General features: G+C 67.7%; 12 protein-coding genes. All 12 read right to left on the reverse strand.

The features are described 5' to 3' along the window. Window positions 1-2 precede the first annotated feature (2 nt). Entirely contained in the window at window positions 3-434 is a 432-nt protein-coding gene (locus ACQEUR_RS12945; protein ID WP_433029844.1) for a pilus assembly protein TadG-related protein, read from the reverse strand. Then, window positions 431-826, reverse strand: coding sequence for a TadE family protein (locus tag ACQEUR_RS12950; protein ID WP_433029846.1), 396 nt, complete (start codon window positions 824-826; stop codon window positions 431-433). The genes ACQEUR_RS12945 and ACQEUR_RS12950 overlap by 4 nt, the downstream gene beginning before the upstream one ends. 35 nt (window positions 827-861) lie before the next feature. Next, on the reverse strand, window positions 862-1,356 hold the full coding sequence (locus ACQEUR_RS12955) for a TadE family protein (protein ID WP_433029848.1): 495 nt from the start codon (window positions 1,354-1,356) through the stop codon (window positions 862-864). Beyond that, window positions 1,305-1,520, reverse strand: coding sequence for a hypothetical protein (locus ACQEUR_RS12960; RefSeq protein ID WP_433030039.1), 216 nt, complete (start codon window positions 1,518-1,520; stop codon window positions 1,305-1,307). The genes ACQEUR_RS12955 and ACQEUR_RS12960 overlap by 52 nt, the downstream gene beginning before the upstream one ends. A gap of 22 nt (window positions 1,521-1,542) precedes the next feature. After that, window positions 1,543-2,430, reverse strand: coding sequence for a type II secretion system F family protein (locus ACQEUR_RS12965; RefSeq protein ID WP_433029850.1), 888 nt, complete (start codon window positions 2,428-2,430; stop codon window positions 1,543-1,545). Next, window positions 2,427-3,326, reverse strand: coding sequence for a type II secretion system F family protein (locus ACQEUR_RS12970; protein WP_433029852.1), 900 nt, complete (start codon window positions 3,324-3,326; stop codon window positions 2,427-2,429). Before ACQEUR_RS12970 ends, ACQEUR_RS12965 begins: the two co-directional genes overlap by 4 nt. Further along, window positions 3,323-4,858 carry a CpaF family protein gene (locus tag ACQEUR_RS12975; RefSeq protein ID WP_433029854.1) on the reverse strand — a complete coding sequence of 512 codons (1,536 nt, stop codon included), beginning with the start codon at window positions 4,856-4,858 and terminating at the stop codon, window positions 3,323-3,325. Before ACQEUR_RS12975 ends, ACQEUR_RS12970 begins: the two co-directional genes overlap by 4 nt. After that, complete coding sequence (locus tag ACQEUR_RS12980) at window positions 4,845-5,645, reverse strand: ParA family protein (protein ID WP_433029856.1); 801 nt, start codon at window positions 5,643-5,645, stop codon at window positions 4,845-4,847. The genes ACQEUR_RS12975 and ACQEUR_RS12980 overlap by 14 nt, the downstream gene beginning before the upstream one ends. A gap of 2 nt (window positions 5,646-5,647) precedes the next feature. After that, a complete protein-coding gene (locus ACQEUR_RS12985) occupies window positions 5,648-6,301 on the reverse strand; it encodes an SAF domain-containing protein (protein WP_433029858.1) in 654 nt (217 codons plus the stop codon). Next, window positions 6,298-7,212: a hypothetical protein gene (locus ACQEUR_RS12990; RefSeq protein WP_433029860.1), complete on the reverse strand. Its 915-nt coding sequence runs from the start codon at window positions 7,210-7,212 to the stop codon at window positions 6,298-6,300. The genes ACQEUR_RS12985 and ACQEUR_RS12990 overlap by 4 nt, the downstream gene beginning before the upstream one ends. Further along, window positions 7,206-7,760 (reverse strand): hypothetical protein, encoded by a 555-nt coding sequence (locus ACQEUR_RS12995; RefSeq protein WP_433029862.1) that lies wholly within the window; start codon window positions 7,758-7,760, stop codon window positions 7,206-7,208. Before ACQEUR_RS12995 ends, ACQEUR_RS12990 begins: the two co-directional genes overlap by 7 nt. An 844-nt stretch (window positions 7,761-8,604) precedes the next feature. Continuing rightward, a complete protein-coding gene (locus tag ACQEUR_RS13000) occupies window positions 8,605-16,767 on the reverse strand; it encodes a hypothetical protein (protein ID WP_433029864.1) in 8,163 nt (2,720 codons plus the stop codon). Window positions 16,768-16,854 lie beyond the last annotated feature (87 nt).

The following is a 16,854-nucleotide window of genomic DNA, read 5'->3' on the forward strand; positions in this document are numbered from 1 at the left end:
GATCATCCCACCAACAAGGTTGCGGTGACTGTTGCGTTTGCGGGGATCGTGGTGACGCCGGGAACAACGTCGACCAGGAGCGGGTCATACCGCACGGTGACGGTGACGGTGAGCTGTTGGCCGTCGGCGTCGACGGTTGCGTGCCAGTCGGTGATGCCGGCGGTGTTGAGGTAGTCCGCGACGGCGTCGATGGCTTTGGCCGTGTCGACTACCTTCGTCTCGCCGTTGATGGCTTCGGGAAGCCGGATCGCCTGGCCGCCCGCCCGCGCGGCCTCGGCGGCGATGTTGTTCGCCCGATGCGTGGTGCGGACGTATCCAGCCCCGTCTCCGGCCAGGCCGATCATGGCGATCAGGCCGGGCAGGAAGATGGCGTAGAACAGTCCGATCCGGCCGGCGTCGCGGTGGCTCGGGCTGGCAGAGATGCGTTGGTTCATCCGGTTCTGCTTCGGAAGAGATCGAGGGGGGAGCTATAGATCGCGTTGATCCACCGCGAGGTCGGCATGCCCGGCATCGCGCCGGCGGACAGGTCGACGCGGCATTCGACAGTGACTGTCACGCTGGCTGGTTCGCCAACGTCGCGGGCGAACTGTGTGGTGTCGACCGTAACGAGCAGGTTGAGGCAGTGAATGTCCTGGGCGTCGAGCGTGGTGTGGATCGAGGATTCCGCGCGGTTTTGCGCCGTGGCCGCGTCGCGGGCGAGCGACGCGGCCCGCGCCGCGGAGTAGGTCGCCGCGTCAAGCGCGGCGGTTGCTAGGGAGACCCGGCCGACGAGCATGGCGAAGGCGGCGACCAGCAGCAGGCTGGGTGCCAAGATGGCCAGCTCCATGGTGACTGAGCCTCGTTGTCTGTCTGCTTTCCGTCTCACGAGTCGTCTTCCGTGGTGAATTGCTCGATGGGGCTGTAGGCGGTCTGGCTGACGTGGTGCCGCATGCCCAGCCAGCCGAGGGTGCTGCCGGTGACCGTGACGCGCACTGCGGTGGCCTCGGACGCTCCCTCAGCGAGGGGCGTGACCGTTATCTCCCAGTCGTTGAGTACGTCACCCATGCGGGTCAGGTACGCGCTGGCTTGCGTTTGGCCGGCCCCGTCGGGGGCGCCGTAGGCCGCCTCGGCGGCGGCCCCCCGCTGGGCGGCGGCCAGAGCCACCGTTCTTCCGTAGAAGATCAGCCCCACTTGTACGCCGAGGAGGATCAGCATCACGAAGACCGGGAACAAGATCGCCATCTCGATGTTGGACGAGCCCTGGTCGCCGGTCAGGCGCCTGGGCCAGCGTGACCGCCGACCCAGGCGCCTGACTCGGGTGTCCGTCACGGTGCAGGCGCGGCCGGGGCTGCGGCGTCCGGCCACAGCCCGACCCATCCGAGCACGTAGTCCGACGCGGCGGTCAACAGTGCGACCGCGATCACCGCACCGATCGCATAGATGATTGCGGTCGGTACAACTTCGCCCCGGTCATCGCGGCGCAGCGCAGCGAGTACCCGCAGGACATACGCGGCCCAGACGGATGGTCTTGTGGCATCCATGGCAGCAGCCTCCTGATCGTGGTTAGTTGACGGTGGGCGCGGCGAGCAGCCGGGCCGCGAAGGGATAGAGGGCCAGCAGCATGAGCACGACCAGTAGCAATGCGCCGGGAATCTCCAGTTGCGAAGTGCGTAGCTCGGCGCGGGCCAGTGCGTCGGTGCGCATCTGGGCGCGTAGGGAGGTCGCTCGGGCCCGCAGTGTCCGGTAGACCTGGGCACCCGTCACGCCGGCGGCCTGCATGATGTCTCCGAGGTCGCCGAGTTCCGGCACGCCGAGGTCGGTCCCGAGTTGCTTGAGCCCATCCCACGGTGCGGAAACGGACAGCTCGGCACGCAGCAGGGTTTGCCGAATCGTCGCGAAAACCCAACCGCCGCCCTTGCTCGCCGCCCTGGTGAGGGACTCCTCTGTGCCCCGACCCGCCGCTCGCTGCAACGCGACGAGTTCGATGAACGCGCATACGACGCGGCGGCACTCGCGCCTCGCGATGACAGCCTTGCGTCCGACGTCCCGGTAGACGATGACAATGAGCAGAGCGGCGAAGCAGAGCGGCGCTACGACCGGCACCCCGGTGCCGAAACCACGCCCGATGAGCGCCAGCAGGCCGAGCACGATCGACGGCACGGCGAGCCCGAGCAGGCCCGCGACGATAAGGCTGGTGACGAACTCCTCCGGGCTGCGGCCCAGCAGTCTCAGATCAGTGGCAGGGATGATCCGCCGCATGGAGGTGGCCAGACGGCCGATGGTCTTGGACCCGCCATTTCGAGCCGTGACCACGCCGGTCGGTGGTTGCAGCCGGGCGAGCGCCGGGCCGAGCGCTGGGCTGGCCGGGCGGAGTTCGTGGGCGGCGAGGGCCACCGCGAGACCGAATCCCGCGCCGAGTGCCGCGGTGATGCCGACCCAGGTGGGTGTCATGAAGGGCTCCGTCCGGCACTCGCGCTGGTGGACAGGAAGCGCTCCTCCGCCGGCGGCAGGCTCAACGTCCGCGCCCACCACAGGCAACCGACGAAGCCGCACGCGAGAATCGCGAGCACGACCTGACCGCGGGGCTCGACGTACGGAGCGGTGTACTGGTCGCTGGCCAGGCCGAACCCGACCATCAGAACCGATCCGATGGTGAGGAAGCGGATCTGAAATCGCGCTCGGGACCGCTTAGAGGATGTTTCGCGGCGCATTGCGATCTCGTCGGCTGTGGCTTCCGCGATGCCGGTCAGTGCGTCGGTCAGCCTGGCGCCTCGGTCGCTGAGGTGCAGCGCGAGGGCAACTACAACCTGGTCGATGACCGGATCCTGGAGGGTTTCGGCGAACTCGTACAGCGCCGCTTCGGAGTCCCAGCCGGCTTGGATGCGCGCGGCGAGCAGTTGCACCTCGGGGCCGATTGCTGCGGGAGCGGTCTGCGCGGTGTCGACGATGGCCTCTTGGAGGCCGACGCCGGAGTCCTCCACATCGCGTAGGCGGCGGGTCCACGCCTCCACCGCCTCGACGCGGGTGATGGTGCGCTGCTCCTCCCTGCCGGCCGATAGCAGCCAGGGCACGCCCGGAATCGCGACGGCGACGAGTGGTGCCGCCACCGGTATTCCGCTGATGACCCAGGCGAGGGCGCCGGCGGCGAGAGCGCCGAGCACCCAGGCTTGGTGGCGGCGTTGGGCTTGGTGGGTGCTGCCTGATCCGTACCAGAGCCAGCGGGCGCGCGTCGTCCACAACGACGGCGGGCGGTCCGCTTCGCCAGAACCGACGATGGCGCTGATGCCAAGCACGACGCTGCCGACGAGACCGGCCCCGAGCATGGCGGCGATGAGGATCGGGTTCACGTCCGCACTCCCAGTCGAGGCAGGGGATGCGGCCAGCCACCCCGCCCGCGGTGCGCGGTCAGGATGGTCGGGTCGTAACCGGCAAGGAGGAAGTGTTGCTTGAGCCGGTCCGGCTGGTGCATCGGCACCGCTCGGCCGTCTGACCCCGGCGCGAAGATCTGTGTGGTTCGGGGGCGGCCATCCTCGACCAGGCCGCCCACCTCGATCACGTGGGACACGAAGCGGTGCTTGCGGCCTCCGATCGCGCTTTCGTCGATCATGCCGACGTAAACGACCAGATCAAGTGCATTGGCGGCCTGGAGGTACACGCGTCGGTCGGACCGCTCGTCGCGATGGCTGAGGGCCAGCTCCACCACGCGATCGAAGACCAGACCGGGCTCGCGGGCGTGGATCGTGCACAAGGAGCCGTTAGTCGTACCCATCGCCTGAAGCATGGCGACGATCTCTCGGGACCGGACCTCACCGACGATGATCCGCCGTGCGTTGAGCTGCAGGCCGATCGGAATCAGGTCGTCAAGGGTGATCTCCCCGGCCGGACGGCCGTCCGGTCCGCGTTCGCCATGACCCTCGCGGGTTTCCATCGAGACCACCCACGGGTGACGTCCGCTCTTGTGTAGACCCAGCTCTCGCGCCTCCTCCATGGTGATCATCCACTCGTCGGCCGGGATCTCGCTCGCCAGCGCCCGCAGGAGAGAGGTCTTGCCGCTGCCGGGCACGCCCGCGACCATGATGTTGAGCCCGGCCCGCATTGCCGCGCGGAGGAAGTCACGCAGAAGCGGATCGATCATGGCGCTTTTGTTCGGGTCCGCTTGATCGAGGATGACCAGTTCGTCGAGGGTGACCTTGAGGAGCTGGTGGTTACGGATGACCGCGACCGGCCGCTGTGTCACCAGGTATGTCGCCGCGAGACGCTGACCGCCAGGCATCTCCATGCTCAGCGTGGGTTTGTCCTTCGTGAGCGCGCGTTCGGTGCCGCCGGCCCGGCGCGCCAGGGCTTGGAGCAACAGCACGAGTTCTTCGTCGCTATCCGCTACGGGGGCCTCGATGTCGACGCGCCCGTCCGGACGCTCGACTCGCACGCCGTCGGATCCGAGGATGGTGATGGTATCGAAAGGGCCACGCAGCAGCCGATCGAGCCGCCCCAGGCCCAGCAGCGCAGCGAGCACACCATCGAGCAGCCGCTGTTCGTAGTCGCCGTTGAGCGGCGTGCCACTCATTCTTTGCTGGTCGACGTACTGGCTGACGCGCCGTGATGCTATCTGTCGCCCCTCGGCTTCTCGCTCGCAAGGGCTGACGGACTCACGTCCGGCCATCTGGCGCGACAATTCGTCGCTGACCGCGTTTTGCAACAATCGGACGACCGCGTAGTCAGGATCGCTAACCGTCGAGGCGGGTGTCGGCGGCTTGGCCGGTGCGACGAGCGCGGCGGCGTTGCCGTTGGTGTGGCTGTTCTGTGACGACCGGAAGCTGCCCTTCGTCGCGGGTGTCCTGTCGACCGGGTCGCGCCATCGTGGGTGCTCAAACGTCGACATGGGCAGCCTCTCGGGTGACAGGGCCGCGGAGGCGGTCTCGTCGGCCGCTGATGGATCGGATGACCCTGCCCTCGGCTACCGCCGCCGCGCGAAACAACGGCGTCCGGGTTCGGACGGTGCCGCCGTGTGCTAGCACACGGGCGGATCGGCAATCGTCGGGCAGGTGAGCGATCACCGGCACGTCGAGGTGCCGGGACACGGCGCGGTCGTCGTACTCGCCGTCGCCGACCACCAACAACCCGGTTCGGCCCTCGCTAGCGGGACCGGCGGCCCCGAGCAGCGTCTGCACGACGGCGTGGGCAGGTAGGAGGGAGGACAACGTCGGCTTCACCACCAGCAGGGCGAGGTCGGCGCGGCTTAGTAGCGGCCAGGGGGCGTGCGGAGCGACGAGCCGGCCGCAGTCGGCGATGACGTCAAACCCCGGATTACCGTGTTCCAGAGACGCGAAGAAGCTCGCGATGCTGTGCCAGTTGGGGTCGAGGCTGGCTGCCTGCGCTGGGGTCGCGATGCCAGGCAAGAGCAACCGCTGCGCCCCTGGAGGCTCCAGATCAACCAGCTGGGGCCAGAACTGCTCACCGGCCTGCCCTCGCAGCTCGGCTACGACAAACTGCATCAGACCGTGCCCACCATCCAGCTCCAGGTGCCGCAGGTAACCAGCCGCGATGTCCCCGCCGGCCGGATCGCACTCGGCGAGCACCACCGGTCGCGACCAGCTCAAAGCGAAGGCCAAACCCGCCGTGGTCACCCCAGGCGATCCCTTGGCGCTCGCGAGGCAGATGACCGCCATCGTCAGCTCCCCGCAGTCAGGGTCAGCACCAACCGGCCCTGAGCGGCCAGCCGAGCGACGGTCGGTCCGTCGCTCTCCCGCACCGCGACCGACACCGTGGCCGTGTCGTCGCGGGCCCCCGCGATCACGTGCACTACCGCGGCCTGAATCGTCAGCGCAGCGGCAGTCGGCTTGTCCTGGACCGCCTCTTCGGTGGACACCAGCAGGACGCTCGCCCCCGGACGCAGCGGCGTGGATGGCATCTGCCCCGCCTTGAGGGCTACCCCGACCACCTGCTCGCCCGGGGCCGGTAACGGCTTATCAACCAGGGCACCCGCGTTGAGCAGCGTGCCGGACAGAAGCGCCACCGAGGCGTACTTGCCGACCACCGAATCGGCCCGGTCGCTTCGCACCCCGGCGATCCCCGGGTCCGGGTTGAGGTGCACGGTGGCCAAGTCGGCAGCGGTCACCTGGGCACCCACCGGCACATCCCTGGCGATCGCCAGGTACGGCTGGGTGCGGCTCACGTAGCCGAACAGCGCCACCGCGCCGAGGGCACATACCGCCATGAGGGCGACCGCCACGCCGAGACGCCCCCGGCGCACACTGCGCCCCCGGACCACCCGCCGCTGCGGGATGGCCGCCGCGGGAAGTCTCGAAACGTCCTCCGTCGTCACCCGGTCACCACCTGAAGCTCGTCGATACGAACGGATGTCGTGGATTCGCGCGTCACCGTCTCGGTCCCCGTCGCGCCGCCGCCGACCACCCACCAGTCGATGTGCCACGTGGTCGTGGCGGTGATCGTGTACCGGCCGCCAGCCTCGGTGCGGCTGGGCAGCGAGTACCCGTCGTAACCGCACATCGGCGACTCGGCTGCACCGTGCCTCGCCTTGACGTAAGGGGTGCCCGGGTTGTCGCAGGTAACAGCCCGCCCGTCGCCCATCTCCCACCTGATCCTGGTGGCCTGCCCGCGAGCGGTAACGGACATCCCGGGAACCGAGGCGTTCGCCGTGATCGGTCCCCAGGTCTGCGGTGTGACCACGGTCCACAGCCAGACCGGAAGGCCCACCAGCCCGGTGCCGGACGGGTTCGGGCTGATGCCGATCTGAGCGCCACGCATCGGCAGCTCCTTGACGGCCCGCGCTGCCAGCTCCGCTGGGCTCAGGCTTCCTGGCGTTCCCGGCGGCGAATCCGCCCGCCACACCAGGGCGCCGATGACGTCGCCGTAGCACCGTTGGCGGTACACCGCCCCGTCGCCGGGCTCGTGACCGGCCCATGCCTCATCGTTGGCAGGTGGCTGTGGCGATTCGAGGATGTAGTAGCAGCCGTCAGCCGGGTTGAGGTATCCCCAACCGGCCTGCCAACAGGGCACGACGATGCCGCCTGAGGTGCACTCCTGCCTACCGCCGCCCCCGCCTCCGCCAGGCGGTGCACCGCCGCCGCCGTCGCCGGGCTTCTCGATCACCAGGTAGCAGTCCCCGATCGGGGGACACACCCAGTAGTCCGCTCTGGCCGGCGCGACCGTCAACCCGACAACCACGACGACGGCGAGGGCGGGTGCGAGGGCTCGCAGGGTTCGAGTCAGCATGTGGAGCTCCGCTGGGCTGTTGACTCGTACACGTACCACTTGTCGTTGACCCGCTTGGCCTTCACAGCCACCGGATACCTCTTCGCCTGCGCGGTGGGCTTCGCCTTCCCGCCGACGGTGTTCCAGTTCGTCGAGTCGAAGCAGTCCTGGATCACAGCCTGGTTAGCGTCGAGGCGCAGCTCGGTGACCCTCGGGCTCCAGGTCGGGCGACCCTCGTTGTGCACGCCGCTGCGTGACATGTTGAACAGGCTGTTGAGCAACTGCCCGAGCAGCGGTTCGCCCACGTATGTGGCCAGCTCCGTGGTTCGATAGTCGGCCGTGGCCGACGCCTTGACGTACGCCTCCAGGTAGCCGTTGTAGGCAGCGAGGACATCGTGTCGGGCCTGCTCCTCAACCGTGTTGAGGGTGGGCGTCGCTGCCGTAACCGCCGAAGACGTCGGCTTCGCGTCTGGCTCGGAGGCGGGCTCCGACGTGCAACCCGCGAGCACGCACAGCGCTACTCCCAACGCAGTGACGAATGATCTATCCACCTTGGTCCGCGCCATCATCTGGATGCCTCCCTATCTTCTTGGTTGCGCCGAGACGGCCCAACTGGTGGGGATGATGTCCTCACTCCAGCTTCGCCGGCCAGACCGTGAGGCAACAGTTCGACAGCGGTCTGCATGTCGGCGAAGAGCGTGAACCTGAGCACTGAACGACTGAGCATCCCCGGCCACCTCCCAACGCGGTAGGACGCACCCATTGGTCTTAGCGCACAGGAACCGGGCGCCGCTACGCACCGTTAAAGACGCCGCGACCGGCGTCCTCCGGCGCACGCACCCCCGTGCGCGTGTCCGATAGGACGTTCGTCCAGGGCCTGACCTCGCACGAATCCAGCAGCTGACCCCTCGGCGAAGCCGCCGAGCGCCTTCGCGCCCACGTCGACACCGCAGACGCCATCACTCTCGGTAGTCGAAAAATTAGCTAGGCCGCGGTGAACACGGAAATGCCTGCCCTCCTACACCGTTCCCTTGTCTCCTTCCTATCCTCATCAAGCTCCGAGCACCGGTGACAGGGGATTCGGCTCGCCACTCGGGAAGTCAGACGAGAATGTCTGAGGACCGCCGTGAATTGCGGTCCACGACTGGCTTCTTCGGCATCCGATCGATTGTCGATGTTCTTCTTGCTGTTCGAGACGGGCGTCCCTTGTGCGACTGCCCGAGTTCGGTGGGCACAGCCCAGCCGAGGTCCTCGCTGCTGCCACCCAGTGGATTGTCGAAAAGTCAGATGTCTACCTGGCTGGCCAGTTGCTGCTGGTCACGCACGCGCCTCATGCGGGTGCTGGGTAGTGAAACGGGGCCGCCGTTGCCCCCGCCCAACCCAATCTCGGTTGAACGCTACGTCACACGTTGATCATCGGCCATGAGCGTTGCGGGCAGTGGCGGCTGCCACCGAAGGTTCTGCCGATGAGTGGCCGGCACCGACCGCCGAGGTCGAGTGCGGGACTGCGTAACCGACTCGGGCCAGGGAGGCTGGCAGCGAACGCTCCCCGATTCCTGCGGCTTCGCTCTCTGGTGTCGGCATGGGAACGGTCCCCGGTCGTTCTGGTGCGCCGCCGTCCGCCTTGGTACGGACAATTCCTCGATAGTGATCCCAACTGCCGCCCCGGTCCGGGTGGCCGTCCGGGCAGTGCACCTCGGCATCGTCGAGTCGCTTCAGAGAGACATCAAAGTCACCGCGCTTCATCGCTTCGGTGGCAGCCGCGAACGCCCTCCGGGTGGCCTTGCGATTGATCTCGTAGATCCGGGCGTCGCCGAGGCGTTCCCCCTCCAGAACTTGTGGATTGGCCTGGGCGTAGTCCGCCATCCACTTCCATTCTGGCTCTGTCGCACGTATGGCTTCGGCTGCGCACCGCACTCCGTCGCCGGTGATGCGGTGGTATCCAGGCCCGTACTGTTCGAGCGCGAGTATCAGTTGGCGCTGCCGTACCTCGACCCGCCGGTCCACGGGTGCGTCTTCCTCGGGCATGCGCTCGGGTTGCTCGCCGGACACCGAGGCATCCGAGGTCGGGAGGGAAGCGGGTTGGTCCGCGTTGCCCTCATGCGTTCGCACGTAGTCGCGGCCGGTGTGCCACTCCGCGATGGAGAGAACCCCGCAGGCGCGTGCTTCATCGAGCCAGTCCAGCGCCCCGGCCACGTCGCCCGCAGCATGTGCAGCTTCAGCCTGCTGGAACGCCTCCTCGCCACGCTGTTGCCGCACCTTGTCCCATTGTGCGGGTGTGCGGTACGGCAGCTCCAACACCTCGGGATGACCAGCGAGGTAGCTCTTGATCCAGTCAAGCTCCCCCGCGGTGGCATTGACCATCTCGGCGATGTAGCGGTGAGCCGCACCCGTGCTCCTGTGGTAACCGGCGGCATGCTCCTCGATCTTCAGCATGATTTCGCGCCGGCGGATGTGCTGTTCCCGCTCTTCGAGATCCTCGGCGGCGGCCGGTTCTGCCCGGCCCGGGGCCGGCGTAGACAGCTCCTGCTCAGATTCTGCTCGGTCACCGAGCGCAGCGCTCGGCTCGTCACCGGACGCCGATGACGGCACTTCGGCGGGCTGTTCCGCCTCAGCCTGCGCAGCGAGGGCCTGTATGTCGACGGCCGAATGGATCGCGGCGTGAACCGCCTGCGTGGCGGCTTGCTGCAACGCGACCCGGTCCTGCTTGTCGCCGAAGTACGCCCACCGCAAAAGGTCGATACGCTCCTCGACGGCGTCCATGAAGGTGTCGGCGAGTATGTCGGCAAACGGATGCGCGAAGTTGTCGACCGCGTTGGCGAGCGCGAACATCTGCACCCGTGGCTCGTTGGCGAGTCCGGTCATCACCTCGGAGAGCCAGCTGGCGTCGTCGGCGCTCGCTCGTACACCTGGACCGGCGGCCCAGTCGTCGAGGTTCACCGGCGCCGTTACGGCGACGGCGGCATCTGGCGGTGGAGTCGCAGGCGGCGCCGCCGGCGCGGGCGCGGGTTCGGGCACGGGTTCCGGCCGTTCGACCTGGGCCAGCTGGCTGGTCGTGGCCTTCTGGCCGCCCGGCCAGTCCGGGGGCATCTCGATTGGCGCGAGCACGCAGCGGCCCAGTTCGGTATGTCGATGGCCGTCCATGGTGTCGTGGCCCTTGATCTTGCCTTTGACGCGGACATGGGTTCCGTCCCGGAAGGCGTTGAGGTTCGGCGCTCGCCACGTCCACAGGTTGCCCGCCGCGTCGGCGAGGTAGAGCGTGGTGGCGGCGGACTGGCCGCCCCGCCGCTGACGGCTGTAGCTGCGGGCGGCGAGGACCTGGGCGGCGAAGTTGACCTGGTCGCCCCTCTTGCCCTGCCATGTTGAGTTGGTGGTGGTCTCGCGGATGACCCGGTCTTGCTGATGCCGTTGGTAGCTGGAGACGGCGGAGACCAGGATGGCGAAGTGACGCTGGCTGACGGTGTTCTCCGCGGCGGCGACTCGTAGCTGGTAGGCGTAGTCACTGACGTCATGGTCGGGTAGCGCGAGGGCGTACTCGCGCGCCGCGGCGGCATGGGCCCGGGTTTCGTCGGAGACAGCTGTTTCCAGTTCCTCGCGCAGCCCGGCGGCGTCGTACCCTTCGCCGTTGATCGCGGTGTCGACGATGGCGGCGGTCGGCACGAGTTTGCCGTCGCTGGCATCAGCGTCCCGGCGGGACACCCAGCCGTAGATTTGGATGGCCGCAGCGGTGAGGGTGAGGACCTGGATGGTGTCGTTGCCCTCCGGGTTGCCGGGACGGCCGGGGCGGATGATGGCGGGGTCGACGCGCCTCAGTCCTGCCGTAGCTTGAGCGGGCGCGGCAGCCGGGGTCGCCGACGGCTCGGATTTACTCGCCTCGGTGATCTGCGCATTCACGTGCTCCAGCCGGAGACGGGAGGTGCGCAGGGCATCGGTGTGTTTGAAGGGCGTGTCCAGTCCGCTCGTGATCCGGTCGAGGTCCTGCTCCTGGGCGGCGAGGTCGCGTTGGAGTTGCCCGATGATGGCGTCGAGCCCGCGCAGCCGCTTCTCCAGCCGGCCGACCAGGTCTGCGTTGTCCAGCTCGGCATGGGAGAGGGCAAACTCGGCTCGGGGCAGGTCGGGCATGTTGACGTACAGCAGTCGCCGGTTTTGCGCTTCGATCCACCGGTGTTCCGCGACGACCGGGAAGCCTCCGATCGTGGCGACCTCCTGCTCGCCGCGCGGTGGCGGCGCGGTGAGGGCCTTGAGCGCGTCACGCAGCAACATGTTGCCCTGCTTGCGCTCTCCGGTGCCCTGGCCGAGCACGGTGATGTGGAATTTGTTCCCGGTGGTGTCGACGCGGCGTGCCTGTGCAGCGACGGCCTCCTCGATCTCGGCTCGCAGGATGGCGATGTCCTGCTCACGTTGGCGCCGGACCCAGACCATCCGGTCGCGTTCCCGGTGGTGCGAGCGTTCCATCCGCTCCAATTTGGTCACTTCGGCTTGCAGGGCAGCCTGATCGAGCAGCAACGGGTTGCCGGTGGCCAGCGCTTTTACTTCGTTGTACGAGAGGGCGGCATCTCCAACGTCTTCGATTTCTCGCACGTCGAGCCGGCCGCGCATGAGCTGCGCGATGAACTCGGCCTTCCTCGCGACCGTCTGCCACATGAACCCGTCGAATGAGCCTTCGGTGACGTACCGGATGATCTCGATTTCAGGGCTCTGGTTGCCCTGCCGAAGAATTCTGCCTTCTCTCTGTTGGAGGTCGGCCGGCCGCCAAGGGCAGTCCAGGTGATGCAACGCGACCGCGCGGGCCTGGACGTTGGTACCGACGCCCATTTTCTCGGTGCTGCCAACCAGGACGCTGATGCGTCCGTCGCGAGCGGCGGCGAACAGCGCCGCCTTTTCTGCGTCGTTTCCGGCCTCGTGCATGAACCGGATTTGACCCCGTGGCACGCCACGAGCGACGAGTTGATCCCGCAGTTCTTCGTAGGCGTTCCAACCGGCCGCTGGCACGCCGAGGTCGCTGAAGACGATCTGAAGCGCTCCGGGGCGCGGGTGGGGTTGGCCGTCGCTGTCGTTGAAGATGTCGTCGCGGTGCTCGGCGTAGATGCGGGCGATCGTCTCCGCTGCGGCGGTCAGCTTGCTTGGCGCATCCTGGTCTATCCCGCGGATGCCCAGTAACGCTGACTGGACTTCCTCGCTGAACGGCCCTGACCACAACAACTCGGGCGGAGCGACGATCGGAGCCGGCCATGCCGTCTCCGCCGCCCTGGCCCCATCGTGACCGGCGTCCGATCCTGGTGGGTGGCGCTCACTCCACAGGTCTGCGAGTTCCGAGGCGAGCCGCCGGCGGATTGTTGGGTCCGCGAGGCGGTCGTAGGTGTCCATGAGATCAGCGAGCCGGTCTGCGGTCACCGGGTGCTCGTCTCCCGCAGCCCGATACACGGAGGCCAGGGCCTGCTTGAGGGTGTGCGGCAGGTCGCCGCTCCAGACCACGCGGCCGGTGCCGTCCTGAACGCTGTCGGGCCAGCGAAAGCTGCCCCAGACCTGCTCGTCCGGCGGCTCCGTTGCCCACTGGTCAATTAGGTGCTCGGCCACCCGCTGCCGGACGTCGGCGTGGCCGAGCCCGTCGTAGTTGGTCAGAGTGTCGAGGAACTGGCTGCCCTCAAGCGGGCCGGCGCTCCAGTCGTGGGTGTCGGAGAGGCGAAGCAGGGCCTGTTCGGTGGTGTGGTCGAACTGCCCCGACCACAGCGTCTCGCCCTCGTCCTGCCAAATCTGGCCAGGCCACACCACCGTGCTGGGGTCCAGAGGGTTGGGCCGCTGCCGGGCCCACAGGGCGGCAAGGTTGCCAGCCACCGCAGTGACGGCCTCCTCGTCTTCGAGCACCTCGAAGCGGCGCAACACGTCGGCGATCTCGTCTGTCGTTGGCGGCACCAGCCGCAGGTCCATCGCCGCAGAGCGGCCGTTGTGCGTAATTTTGAGGAGGTTGTCCTCGGTCGGCTCGACATCCCCCTTGCGGACCTTGTCGGCCCGGTCGACAAGAGCAGTGAGGTAGTCGGTAAGCCCATCGCTGGAGGCGACGACCACGGTGCGGGGCAGGCGTTGGCCGTCCTCGCGCTGTTTGAGCGCAGGCACGGGCAGGGCGAGGTCTTCTGCCGTCTTCACGTCTGCGACCTGGTGTAGCAGTCGCAGCAGTTCCGGCACGTTGTAGAACTTGGCGAAGCGGCTGTTCATTCGTAGGCCGCCGCCCTCGGGGACGACCTCGATCCCCTCGACCGTCTCACCGAACGTCGCAGCCCAGGAATCGAACTCGTCAATACGCAGGGAGCGCATCAGGTCCGGGGCGAGGTACATGAGCATGGTGTGGACCTCGCCGAGCGAGTTCGCCACGGGGGTCGCGGTCGCGATGGTGCCCACCCGGTCGTTAGTCTCGCGCAGCCACCGCAGTTTCATGTCCAGATCGGTGGATCTGTTGGATCCGGGGATGCCCATTCCCGGAATCCGGCTCGGCCGCTCCAAATTTTTGAACAGGTGGCCTTCGTCGACAAACAGGTAGTCGACGCCCATCATCTCGAACGTCAGGCCGGGGTCCTTCTTGTCGAGCTTCTTCTTGATCCGTTCCTCGGCCCGGCTGATGGAACCTTCGAGTTGTTTGACAAGCCGCTTCTGCCCAGCATCTTTAGCCAGTTCAAGCCGCCGCTCCAGCTTTTCGATCTTCGACTTCAGGTACTTCCCTTGGTACTCCGGGGACATGGCCACCTGCTCGAACGCACGGTGGGTCATGATCACGGCGTCCCACGCCCCCGTCGTCACCCTGGCCTGGAACAGCCTGCGACGGTCCGCCGCCAGGTCCGCGCTGCTGGCGGGGAGCAGCCGAGCCTGCGGGTACAGCTGGAGGAACTCCCTGCTGAATTGCTCCAACATGTGATTAGGGACGATGATCATCGGCTTGCGAACCAAACCCAGGCGACGAAGCTCCATCGCGCCCATGACCATTTCCGCGGTCTTGCCAGCGCCGACTTCATGCCAGAGCCCGACCGACGGTTCGCCGACGATCCGGGCCACCGCGCTGTATTGATGTGGGTGCGGCTTGAAGGTGAGAGCCAGTCCCGGCAGGGCCAGCTTCACGCCGTCGTAGGAGCGCAGGACGAGGGAGTTGAATCTCTCGTTGTAGATGGTCAGGTGGGCGTTGGCGCGCTGTGGATCTGCCCACAGCCACTCGCTGAACCGTTCGTTTATTTCGGTGGCTTTGGTCTGGGCAGCGAGAGTGGCGTCGGCGTTCAGCCGGCGCTTCTCGCTCACCGGGTCGACGTCGTACACACGCACCGGCCGCTGCTTCAGCAGATCCTGCGCGATGTCGACTGCGGATCGCCGTTCGGTACCCCACGTACTTGTCGCGAGGGTCGTCGCGCGACGATTGGAGGCGACCGTCCAGTCCGTGCCGCCGTCGCCGTGCTCAACCGCGAGCGTGGGGTCGTCCAGAAGCTCCTGCAGGAACTCCTGCACCGTGCTGCCACTAACCCAGCTCGCGCCGAGTCGAACGCGGATCTCCTCCGGGGTGAGGTCAACCGGTTTGACAACGGACAGGGCCTCGACATTGGGCGCGTACCGCTCGTCCTCCTCCGCAGCGGCGCGCGCCTGGTCCAGCTTGACCCGCACATTGCCGGACAGGTACTCCGCCGCTGGGACGAGCCGATCGGTGCCGGGCTCGTCGAAGACCAGGGTGGCCAGTTGCTGGCGCGCTTCGGCCTCGTTTACGCCGAGCAGCCACGCCACCCGCTCCAACGTGAGCTGACCGTACACATCCTGGCAGACGGCGATCGCGTCCTCGGGTGTCTCCGCGCCGAGCTTCGGCGCGCGGGGAGCGATGGCCCTCGTCGTGAAGATGTCGGACTTGTAGGCCAGTTGGGACGCTTCATCGAAGCGTTCGAGGGCGTAGACGACGTTCGAGAAAGGGTCGGCACGGAAACCACCCTGGGCCGGCGCGACCCGCCGCAGGATCGGTTCACCGGTCTCTTCGTCGACCTTGCCTGTCTCATAGGTGTTGTAGCGGTTGATCGGCCCGAACCGTGATACGTAGCCGTCGTAGCGCCGCCCGAGCTGCGCGCGCAAGTGATCGATTTCTTCGGTATCGTCGCGGGTCGCCGCCTCGGCCTCCAGCAGCCGCATGGCGAGATTGCGCAGTCGCAGCAGTTCCCGCAGCTCGTCGGCTTGAGTCTTCGGCGGCGTGTAGGGTTCGGGCTGGCCGGCGATGACCCGCGTGAATGTGCTGTCCTTGCGTAGCGCGAGGTAGCCATCGGGCTGCTGTTGCGCGGCGGCGACAAACGCGATCGGCTGCGACTGAGCGGTCTGCCGGGCATCGCTGTAGGTCAACGCCTGGACTTCCGCTTCCGCCACGATGTCCTGCAAGGCGGCTCGTAGCGCCCGTGCACAGTCACGGTCGCCGACAACAGCCAGTTCGTCCCCCCTGTGCAGGCCGCCGGTGCCGAGCCGGCCGAGCACGCGCCTCGGGTGATCGAGAAAGTAGGCGTTGACCCGTACCTCGTCCTCGCCCAGGGTGACTCGCCGGGTGGTTTCCCAATCCTGGGAAGGGGCGGCCGGGCGGCCCTCTTCGCGGCGGCGCAGGATCAGTACGTCGATGACGGCGTCGGTGCCTGCAGCTTTCGCCATGGCGCCCGATGGCAGGCGCACGGCGCCGACCAGGTCCGCGAGTGAGGCGATCTCTCGACGGGCTGCGGGATTCGCGCGGTCCATGCTGAAGTGCGAGGTGAGCACCGCCATGAGCCCGCCTGGCCGCAGCAGGTGCAATCCCTTGATCACGAAGTGGTCGTGGATGCTGTGGCCGCCCGGGTTGTGGCGGCGGTCAGCGAGCGCGATCTTACCGAAGGGGACGTTCCCGACCACGAGGTCGACGGCGCCGGTCGGGATGCGGGTGTCGGCGAAGCTCTCATTGAGGATCCGGGCGTCCGGGTAGAGGGCGGCAGAGATAGCTGCGGTGGCTGGGTCCAGCTCGACACCGACCACCCGAGCGTTCTCGGGAGCGAAGGCGATGAAGTTGCCGGAGCCGCTGCCGGGTTCGAGCACGTCGCCGCCGGTGAAGCCGAGCTGCTGCACGGCGTCCCACACGACTTTGACGACCGAGGCGTCGGTGTAGTGGGCATTGAGTGTGGTGCGTCGTGCGGCACGCCACTCGGTCTCGTCGAGCATTTCGGCGAGTTGCTCCCGCGCCCAGACGTAGGTGGTGTGGTCGTCGCGGTCCGGGTCGAAGACCGCGGGGACGGCGCCCCATCCAGACCAGCGGGCCAGTACCTGTTGCTCGTCCTCGGTGGCGGGCCGCTGGTCGGCTTGCAGCCTGCGCAGCACGCGCAGCGCGGCGATGTTCGCCTTGATTCGGGCGGCCTCCCCGGAGGGGGCGAGATCGGCCTGCTCCGTGGGCCGGAATCTCGGCCCGCTCGGTACTGCCCCTGCGTCGTGCGACTCGGATCCGAAGGAGTGTGCTGGCGGCCCCGAAGGAACGGGATCGTCCTCCGGCTCGGCCGGGGGTACCGGCGGGGCGGGTGGCAGGTTCGCCAGCTCGCCGAGCAGGTTGGTGGCCACGGTGGATGTGTTCGTCGGCCGCTGGGCGGGCCGGGTCACGTCTGGCGCGGTGGCGTCGGATGAGGCCATCGCCGCCGGGGGCGGGGC

It is taken from the genome of Plantactinospora sp. CA-290183, from assembly GCF_050936375.1.
Taxonomy (GTDB): Bacteria; Actinomycetota; Actinomycetes; order Mycobacteriales; family Micromonosporaceae; genus Plantactinospora.

Bases quoted from the DNA above. Each gene is read 5' to 3' on its own strand.
- ACQEUR_RS12955 (WP_433029848.1), bottom strand. From the start codon at position 1,356: ATGGGTCGGGCTGTGGCCGGACGCCGCAGCCCCGGCCGCGCCTGCACC.
- ACQEUR_RS12945 (WP_433029844.1), bottom strand. From the start codon at position 434: ATGAACCAACGCATCTCTGCCAGCCCGAGCCACCGCGACGCCGGCCGG.
- ACQEUR_RS12965 (WP_433029850.1), bottom strand. From the start codon at position 2,430: ATGACACCCACCTGGGTCGGCATCACCGCGGCACTCGGCGCGGGATTC.
- ACQEUR_RS12980 (WP_433029856.1), bottom strand. From the start codon at position 5,645: ATGGCGGTCATCTGCCTCGCGAGCGCCAAGGGATCGCCTGGGGTGACC.
- ACQEUR_RS12950 (WP_433029846.1), bottom strand. From the start codon at position 826: ATGGAGCTGGCCATCTTGGCACCCAGCCTGCTGCTGGTCGCCGCCTTC.
- ACQEUR_RS12990 (WP_433029860.1), bottom strand. From the start codon at position 7,212: ATGCTGACTCGAACCCTGCGAGCCCTCGCACCCGCCCTCGCCGTCGTC.
- ACQEUR_RS12960 (WP_433030039.1), bottom strand. From the start codon at position 1,520: ATGGATGCCACAAGACCATCCGTCTGGGCCGCGTATGTCCTGCGGGTA.
- ACQEUR_RS12995 (WP_433029862.1), bottom strand. From the start codon at position 7,760: ATGATGGCGCGGACCAAGGTGGATAGATCATTCGTCACTGCGTTGGGA.
- ACQEUR_RS12975 (WP_433029854.1), bottom strand. From the start codon at position 4,858: ATGTCGACGTTTGAGCACCCACGATGGCGCGACCCGGTCGACAGGACA.